At 53.6% G+C, this 830-nt stretch carries 1 protein-coding gene; it reads right to left on the minus strand.

Annotation, left to right across the window (positions count from 1 at the left end):
• On the minus strand, positions 1-830 hold an 830-nt coding region (locus EOA85_RS36365; RefSeq protein WP_281033839.1), incomplete at both ends, for an HrpF/NolX family T3SS translocon protein.

Genomic DNA, 830 nt, shown 5'->3' on the forward strand with positions numbered 1-830 from the left:
CTTCATATCGCCTCCGTTAATGGCCGTACGCAGGAGATTGGCTGCTTGCGACTCAGCCTCGAGAACCATCGAGGCAAGATCGGCTACTTGTCCGAGGCCCGGAATGAAGCTGAGCAGTCCCACCGCCGTTGCCGCCAAGTCGAGCACTTTCGTCTCGATTTTGAGCACGGAGTCGACGACGTGCATGACGGCCCCGCCGTTCTTTTTGGCTGACTTAATGTCAGGCTGGTCCATCAGGCCCATCTTCATGTCCGCGACGGCATTCTGCTCTTCTGCGGTTTGGGCGCCGTGGGTGATTGGCTGCTGAACGTTGCGGTTCGCAGACGACATGTTTGTGCAAAAATGGGCAAAGTCTTTTTTGCTGATATTGCCGGAATCAACCGTATGCCCGCCGCCAAAGTCGAAGAATTTATGATGGGTCTTATAGCCCGTGATCGAATTGTTCAGGAGGCCAAACAAAAGAGGATCTGAAAGGAGCTGAGAGGCTGCTTCCCGCACTTTCGGATCAAGGCTCTTGTCGTCTTTCATTTTCGCCAGTTTGTCGCGAGTCAGAACACCGCTTCCAAAGAACGTGTCCTGATGGTCCTTGATCATCTCGACCGTATTCAGCTCAGTTTGCGTGAGGCTCATCGACGATGAGGCGACTTGCAGGAAATCCTCTTTGTGCATCTTCCCTTTCGAGCCACCGCACAACTGGTTCCAAGCATCGGGGTGATCGAGGAAATATTGCGCCGCCGCAATGACCTGGGGCGGAAATTTGCCGTTTTTCGATTCGCCGCCGACCATTTTCTTGAACTCATCCAGACTCAGGTCCTTGGACAGATTTTCGG

This window comes from Mesorhizobium sp. M5C.F.Ca.IN.020.29.1.1 (assembly GCF_003997375.1).
GTDB classification, from domain to species: domain Bacteria; phylum Pseudomonadota; class Alphaproteobacteria; order Rhizobiales; family Rhizobiaceae; genus Mesorhizobium; species Mesorhizobium wenxiniae.